Source organism: Arthrobacter sp. NPDC093125 (assembly GCF_044754225.1).
Taxonomy (GTDB): Bacteria; Actinomycetota; Actinomycetes; order Actinomycetales; family Micrococcaceae; genus Arthrobacter.
Genome location: NZ_JBIVOQ010000013.1, coordinates 104,214 through 111,869, shown reverse-complemented (window position 1 = coordinate 111,869; position 7,656 = coordinate 104,214). Strand labels below are relative to the sequence as shown.

Annotated in this window: 5 protein-coding genes; 4 read left to right on the top strand and 1 reads right to left on the bottom strand. The window is 56.4% G+C overall.

Annotated features, from left to right (window positions below):
- Positions 1–139: 139 nt before the first annotated feature.
- Positions 140–1,045 carry a hypothetical protein gene (locus ACIP9X_RS18435; protein WP_400481207.1) on the bottom strand — a complete coding sequence of 302 codons (906 nt, stop codon included), beginning with the start codon at positions 1,043–1,045 and terminating at the stop codon, positions 140–142.
- Positions 1,046–1,708: 663 nt separating this feature from the next.
- Here ACIP9X_RS18435 and ACIP9X_RS18430 point away from each other — a divergent pair.
- The 4 genes from ACIP9X_RS18430 (at position 1,709) to ACIP9X_RS18415 (ending at position 7,650) form a co-directional block, all read left to right on the top strand.
- Positions 1,709–2,335, top strand: coding sequence for a DUF4230 domain-containing protein (locus ACIP9X_RS18430; RefSeq protein WP_400481206.1), 627 nt, complete (start codon positions 1,709–1,711; stop codon positions 2,333–2,335).
- A gap of 183 nt (positions 2,336–2,518) precedes the next feature.
- Positions 2,519–4,678: a P-loop NTPase fold protein gene (locus ACIP9X_RS18425; protein WP_400481205.1), complete on the top strand. Its 2,160-nt coding sequence runs from the start codon at positions 2,519–2,521 to the stop codon at positions 4,676–4,678.
- Positions 4,609–4,860 carry a recombinase family protein gene (locus ACIP9X_RS18420; RefSeq protein WP_400481204.1) on the top strand — a complete coding sequence of 84 codons (252 nt, stop codon included), beginning with the start codon at positions 4,609–4,611 and terminating at the stop codon, positions 4,858–4,860. The genes ACIP9X_RS18425 and ACIP9X_RS18420 overlap by 70 nt, the downstream gene beginning before the upstream one ends.
- A 1,062-nt stretch (positions 4,861–5,922) precedes the next feature.
- Positions 5,923–7,650 (top strand): DUF262 domain-containing protein, encoded by a 1,728-nt coding sequence (locus tag ACIP9X_RS18415; RefSeq protein WP_400481203.1) that lies wholly within the window; start codon positions 5,923–5,925, stop codon positions 7,648–7,650.
- The last annotated feature ends 6 nt before the right edge of the window (positions 7,651–7,656 follow it).

The following is a 7,656-nucleotide window of genomic DNA, read 5'->3' as shown; positions in this document are numbered from 1 at the left end:
CTGGCCTCTTTGCTGCCGCACCACGCCGCACCGCTAGCGCCGCAACTGCGGCGCCAGCCTCAGACCGCCCTAACCATGCTCATCTGCGAAGAGCCGGTAAACGTGTGCAAAGCCCATCGGCGCTCTGCGCACCGACAACCTAGGCGGGGACCGCAGGGAAAACTACGAGCGACCCGTCGCTGTTCCGCTCAATCTCAATTGCGATGTCGTCCCGGTGGTCATTTAGCTGGAGACCGTCTCCCAAAGCACGAAGTCGATATGCGGCCTGCAGCAGCTGGTCTACCTCGCCGGGCGTAAATGCGGGAAGCCGGAAACCGCCGTCGCGCTTGACCTCGAGGGCAGACAGTCGAAGCAGAAGCTGGTTGATGCCCGACTCCAACTCGTCTGTGCTGCGTCCGTCAGCATGAAGCGCCCCGATGAAATTTTTGAACGAATTGCCTTTGTCCTGCTGGGCGTGTTCGACTGCTTGAAGCACAAGCACCCGGCGTTTAAGAGCAACGGCTAGCCGGGCAATTTCCAAGTGCGCCCGGAAGGTGCCGCCTTCCTCGGTGATGCTGGGAAATGACTTCTTTAGTTCGCCCACTTCGACTGCGCCGTCGGGCAGGGCATCCAGTGCAGCTTCCCACTTCTTCAGCCGCCTACGGGTAGCCGCAATAGCGGTGTTGATACCATGCACGGAGGAATCCAGGCCGAGCGAAAAGCCGATCCGGCCCTGGTCAAGTAGGATCGACGTCGCTTTATCGATCGCTTCACGGCAACCGTCCAACTCGTTGCGTTCCTTATCAAGGTTGTCCTCGTGCAACTGCTCCAAGAGTTCAGTGATGCGCTCAATCGCTTCCTGGCGCTGGTGCTCGGCATGTGCGCTGACGCTCACGGCTACGGCCATCAGCACAAGTGGCGCGGCCACCGTCAGGGCTCCAGCGCTGGCGACCGCCACGCCAGCTGTAGCTGCCGCACCAGTTGCAGCACCGGCCGTGCCTGCAGCTGCTGCTCCGCTTGCGACAGGGACGAATGTAGCGGCACCCACGATTCCGGTCGAGTTCACAAGGGAACCATGAATAGCTCCTGCAACTCCTTTGGCGGCCATAGGACGAACGAGTCCTTGGCCAGCCTGGGCGGCAAGCTTGGCAGGCACCACCAACCGGTAAAGTACCTCTCCCGTTTCGGCCACATTCACCTTCGGGGGAGCGGATTTCGCTGTTTGCGTTACGAGCTGCGCCAGCTGCTTTGCGAGCGGACTTGCAACGTCAAGCGGTAGGCCGCCCTTGCGATCGCGGGTCTGTGGCATCGGGTGCATTTCGAGTGTGGCGATGGGAGAATCCGCGAGTGCTGCCAGAACGGTTCGCAATTCTGCGAGGCGAGCCGGCGTTAGACCCTCAGTACCCAGCACGTCAGCAACGCTCACTGCCTCTGTAGCTAGTGTCCATACCGGCACGAGTGCCTTGCTGTCAGTAGTCACTTTGTCCCCTCATGGAAGTGAAACCGCCTTGGCGGTGGGAGCGACGCCGCTGGAGGACCTGAGAACATGGTCCTTGCCTAAATGGCACCGGTGGTTATCGTCCCACATTCATATAGGAACGCATGAAGTGTCGCCATGCTTAGCGTTGGGCGAGTCCCGCTACACTGATCCTGAATCAGCCAGACAGCAACCTCTGGTATGCAATCATCAGGAACGGAACCCAGGCCGTTTCAAGGCAAAAGGGGTCTAGTGTCCGAAGCTAAATCATTCAAGCCGGCAGCGTACACTGCTTCTGCGGTAGCGCTGCTACTGGCTGTAACGCTTGTAGCGAGCATGCTTGGGTTCGGCCCGTTTGCGAGCAAGAGCGGGCGGAGCCAAAGCGTTCTTCTCAAATCCGTCCGGGACGTAAGCCAGTACCACGCTGCGGTCGGTAATTTTGAGCTTTTGTTGGATAAGAAAGATGACACCGGGGGGCTTCCTGATTTCATAGCGGGACGACGGACGCTATTTGTAGCCGCTGGCACCGTCAACGCCTATGTCGATCTTGCAGGCCTCGCCGATACGGACCTTACTCTGGCAGCGGACGGCAAATCGGTGACCCTGCGGCTGCCCGAGCCGCAGCTCGACAAGCCAAACATCGACCATGAACGGTCTTATGTTTATAGCCAGGATCGCGGCATTGCTGATCGAGTCGTAGATGTGTTCACGGCGCCCCAGCAAGCCGAACTCTATCTCCTCGCCGAATCCGACATGGCCAAAGCTGCTGAGGATTCTGAGCTGCGGCAGAGAGCGGATGAGAATACCAAGAGCATGCTGACCGGCCTGTTCGGGTCGCTCGGGTACGAGGTCTCCTTTGAGAGAGATACATCCGGTTAGATTGTTCACGCCAATTGAAGTTAACACACCATAGACCTCCCTGCCGGACGACGAACTGCAGGCGCAATGTCGCTGACATGTGATTCCGCACGTTGTTGGCGTGGAGACGTTTCGGTTAGGTCCTCGTCAGATAGAGTTGCCAACGCCGCAAACAGTATTAGCGGGGGACGTTTGGATGGCTAAATGAAAGCGGCAAGGGTGAGCAATACATTCAGGGCACCGGGCATCGATGAAGTCCGGGAGGAATACACAAAGCTTGCTGACTCTTCCGACTACGAACACTACGTTGAGTACCGAACTCGTATAGATGCCGCTATGGAGGAGCCGCTGTCGCGTGTGGCGGTTGAAGCCGAGGCTGCCTACAGTGCCGTTTTGCCCAAAGCGACGAGCCATCAACGCGTTGCGAAGAGCGCCCAACGGAGACTTGTTTGGCTTCTAGTTGGGGGTACTATCGCTCTCGTCGTCGCCATAATTGTCTTGATCGTCTTACTCGTAAACGGTCCGGTGGATTTGGCAACTGTGGCGGCAACGATCGCCGCCATACTCGGACTCTTGGCGAGTGTCTCGTCGTTGGTGTCTCGGCTACAGGCTGTACGCGCCAAGTCGAGCAGCGCGATTGCCTCCCTCAAGAGCGAGTTGCAAAGCACGACCAGCGCACTGATCAAGGACGCGTTCACGCAGGTCCTCAACGCAACGCTAGGTCCCGAGAACAAGTTGCCTTTTCCTACAGTCGCTCCAAGGTTAGTTGAACTGCATACGTCCGCCGTGGTGGCGTCGAGGACCGCCACTTTTCTGAAAAACTTTGTGGAGGGACACGAATCGTCGGCAATAGGTATCGCCGGACCAAGGGGCAGCGGGAAATCGACTCTCATGCGTGGTTTGGCGACCGACGCCAAGCACGTAGATAGGTCGGTATGGTTGACGGCGCCCGTTCGCTACGATTCCGTGGACTTTATCCGCCGTTTGTACCTTGAGGTTGCCCGCAAAGTGGATGACAAACACGGCGGTGAGTTCGGTAAGTTCCAGCGACGAAAATCCACGACTGTTCTCGTTGCCCGCGCCTCGCTCGGCTTGTTTGTGTCCGCTATAGGCGCTGCCCTATTTGCACTTGAATCCTGGTCATTTGAACTGTCAGTGGTTCAGGCAACTGCAACCGTCCTCACCGTATCCGGCTTGGTCATGGCTCTCCTTTCCTACATAAAGGAATGGCGGGGAAGTTATAGCTTGTGGAGAAGTGGGGAACAGCATCACAAGCAGTCTGCAATTCAAGCCAAGGAAGCGCTGACGAGGCTTTCCTACGATTCAGAGACGAACACTAAGAGAAAAAACGTGGTGAAGTTTCTCGCGGGAAATGTCTCCTTGGAGGATGAGAACTCGGTCACGCTCAAGGATCGAGCACTTTCCCACGCTGACTTGGTCACTGGGCTGCGTAAGCTTCTGAAGGCTTTTGCTGATGATGAGAAGCGCAAACCGATCATTGTCGTTATCGATGAACTCGACAAGATCAGCCTTACTTCTGACTTGATCGACACCGTAAATGATCTAAAGGATTTGTTCCACATTGAGGGAGTTCATTTTGTTGTTTCGGTGTCAACAGATGCGTTGTCTAGTTTTGAACAGCGGGGACTGTTTACGCGGGATGCCTTTGACTCATCCTTCGATACAATTATTTCGGTTGAAACTCTAAGTCTGGACGAGTCACTTCAAGTCATCTCCAAGAGAGCAGAGGGCTTTCCTCCTTTGGTCGGAGCATTCTGTCACGCGTGGTCAGGCGGTCTTCCCCGCGAGCTACTCCGAGTGGCTAGGCGATGTGTTGAGATTCAACGGTCTACCAAGGAATCGCAACCAGTTGAGCTATTGGTTCGGAAGTTAGTTGCTGAAGACATCAAGTCGCTCGTGGAAGCCGCCTTGCGGTCAACAGAAGCTGCCGCCGAGCGCGAACACCTGTGGCAGCTAAGGGAGCGGGCAAAGTCGCTGCTTGACTGGCGCGTTACCCCGATGAACATTACGGACTACCCCAGGACCTTGCAGAACATCGCATCGATAGTCGCTCTTGGAGAGGGGCTTTGCCTGTATTTCGCTACCTCTGTCCGGGTTGGGACGGCTAAGTGGTCTAACCCCGATCCTGTTCGAGGGCCTCTAGAAGCTGCTGCCAAAGCCATGGCGCAACGGGGAGAACCTCACGAACTAAGGCAAGAAGCCTTTGAACGGGCGACAGCAGCTCTTAGTTGCGGTGAGAGTGGCGTTATAGGGACCGACCGCAAGAGGCTTCCGTGGGAGCCATCCCCTTTCCTGGGCAACGTGATACGACTCCTAGCGTCACGAACGCCATTGGATCGGTAGATGCAAAGGTCGCCATCTATGCCCGGATCAGCTCTGACCGGGAACAGAGTGAACTTGGCGTAGAACGCCAAGTTGAGGCTTGCAAGAACTCGCGAAACGCTGGCTTCTCCGTCGAGGGCGTTTACGTTGATAACAACATCAGCGCGTTCACTGGTAAAGTCCGCCCTCAATGGAGAGCGTAAAACAGCTCATTGCAGATGACGGGTTGAGGGAATTGTTTGCTGGGGCATCGGCAGGTTATACAGGCGTCCCAAAGAGCTACGGAATCCAATCGATATTCTGGAGCGCAGAAAGAACCTTTTCATACACCCGTTTAACTCCAGCAAGGTCAACTTGAATAAGACCGATGGACGGAATAACGCTTGTCTAGCGTTTTTATTTGCTAATCACGGATCGGAGCGTAAGTCCGACCGCTTGGTGCTTCAGCGGGCTCAAGCCGCCAAAGCAGGAGTTCGGAATGGCGGTCGGGTGTCGCTCGGTTGCAGAAACGTGCCACCAAGAAAAGTCACCTTGTGAATGTAAAGTGGTGGGATTGCTCAGTACCCGAATTAGCAGCCACGTAAACGTGCTCCTCGACATTGAGCAGTTACCACACCACCTGCCACTCTCCGCAGATACGTTTGATCTACGGGTTCACGGGGGTGAGTTGATTTGCTGGCTGCTGAATGTCGTTCCCTTACGGCTGCGGGGGCAGTCCGACGACTGGGGCTAGCCCTGTGTGCTGGGCGCTCGCCATCTACTGAAAGTCGTGTTCGTAGCGCAGACAACTAAACCCTAAGCTCAACGTCACATCCGTGGTTCCCTGTTTGCTTCCAGCGTTTTTCCTACCGTGCATTAACTTCAATTCGTCCAGGCGAACGGCGTCCACGACCTACCGCAGCTGGCCAAGCGCTGTCATGGATGACCCGTTACACGCCCAACCTATGACAGCGGACTTCAATGCGAAATGCGACGTACTGCGGATCCTCATGAGCGAGCAGCCCGTCCAGGGCTTTCAAGACCTAAAACCCGCGCCAGCCGTGTCAGAATCCTGCCGATCCGGCGGCGCGCCGTTACGAAACCCCAGCACCAGGCGGCGTGGCCGAGGCCCGGTCGCCACAAGACGAAGCGCGCTAGGAGGTGCCGTCGTCGGTCGTTCGCGGCGGCCACGACGGCGCGCTTTGTAAAACGCCTCCAACGAAGCGAGGCAGCGCCGCCAGACCCTGAACCCGAGACATAGTGAAACGCTATCTAAACAGCATCCAATGTCGGAGGCGCTGGGTACAGTTGCGGACATGGGGAAATCAGGTTTACTAGAGGATCGATTTGTCGGTGATATTGAAGGCCGGTTTTTCATCCCCGCCTACCAGCGTGGGTATCGGTGGGGTGACGAGGAAGTTACACGCCTTCTGGACGATATCGCGGAGAGCCGCCACCAATCGGCGTACTACCTGCAGCCGATCGTCGTGAAATCCATGGCAGATGGTCGGTGGGAGCTTGTAGACGGCCAACAAAGACTTACCACTTTGTTCCTTATTCTGCAGGACATCCGCCGGTCGTTGCCGTTCGCAAAGGTTCAATTCGAGCTCGAATATGCGACCCGGGGTGGGAGTCAGGAGTATTTGAAGGAACCTGACGAGGCGGGCAGCACACGCAACATCGACTTCTTTCACATCCACAAGGCTGCTTCCACGATTAGATCCTGGTTCGAATCTTTAGGGTCTGGCGAAACTCAGGCGGCAATCGACTTCTACACCGATTTGTCGCGTCGCGTGAAGGTGATCTGGTACGAGGCACCAACTGCGATAGATTCGACCGACCTGTTCACCCGACTCAATGTTGGTCGTATCCCGTTGACGGAGGCGGAGCTGGTGAAGGCGCTTCTGCTCACCCGCGCTCGAGGTACTGATGAGGCGCCCGACCGGTCCCAGGAAATAGCCGCCCAGTGGGACACCCTCGAACGCGATCTGCGTGCGCCCGAACTGTGGGCATTTGTAACAGGGCAGACAAACAGCCAGTCGAACCATATAGCTCTGCTGCTCGACAGCCTTGCAAGTGCGTCGACCGGACGGGAAACATCGACCTTCAAGACCTTTGATTCACTACGAGACGAGATCGATTCTGACTACAAGATCTTTTGGAACAAAGTCCTCGACCTCCACTCCCTGATTCTGGGCTGGTATGAGGACCGAGACCTTTTCCACAAGGTTGGATACTTGGTCGCAACTGGGACTCCTTTCGGCAAACTCGTCGCTGTCGCGGCGGGCAGAACCAAGAGCAGCTTTGAAGCGTCGCTCGACGACATGATCAAAACGAAACTGGACCTGACAGATACAGCACTATCCGGGCTCTCCTATGAAAGCGCGGCAGGACGGGAGAAGGCGACCCAAGCACTGCTTTTGATGAACGTCGAAACAATCCGCAAGATGCAACATTCCTCGGAGCGCTATTCATTTCGTGCGCACGCAGCCGGGGCATGGTCGCTGGAACATATCCACGCGCAGAATGCCGAAGCACTTAATACGGCCGAGCAGTGGTCGAGCTGGCTCCGCCTACATCGTGACGCATTAGTCGGCCTGCCGATCGACGAGGACCGTCGTCACGAGATGATCCGCCGGATCGACGATGCGATCCCTACGATCAGCCGGCATACGTTTCCTGCGCTGCAGCGCGAGGTCAACGCGATCTTTTCTTCCGGTGATGAGGGTGCGGAGGGTGACGTACACGTTATTGACAACCTTGCGCTTCTCGACAGCAGAGACAACAGCGCATTGAGCAATGCCGTCTTCGAAGTAAAAAGGCTCGAAATACTTCGAAGAGACCGAGCGGGTTCATACATACCCGTGTGTACACGAAATGTGTTCCTGAAGTACTACACGGAGGAGGGTGCACAGCAAATCCACTTCTGGAGCGCATCCGATCGCCGTGCCTACTTGGACGCATTCCGCAACGAAATCGGTGGGTATCTGACGGAAGAAGTGAGTGAAGCATGAATAGAT

Bases quoted from the DNA above. Each gene is read 5' to 3' on its own strand.
- ACIP9X_RS18425 (WP_400481205.1), top strand. From the start codon at position 2,519: ATGAAAGCGGCAAGGGTGAGCAATACATTCAGGGCACCGGGCATCGAT.
- ACIP9X_RS18415 (WP_400481203.1), top strand. From the start codon at position 5,923: ATGTCGGAGGCGCTGGGTACAGTTGCGGACATGGGGAAATCAGGTTTA.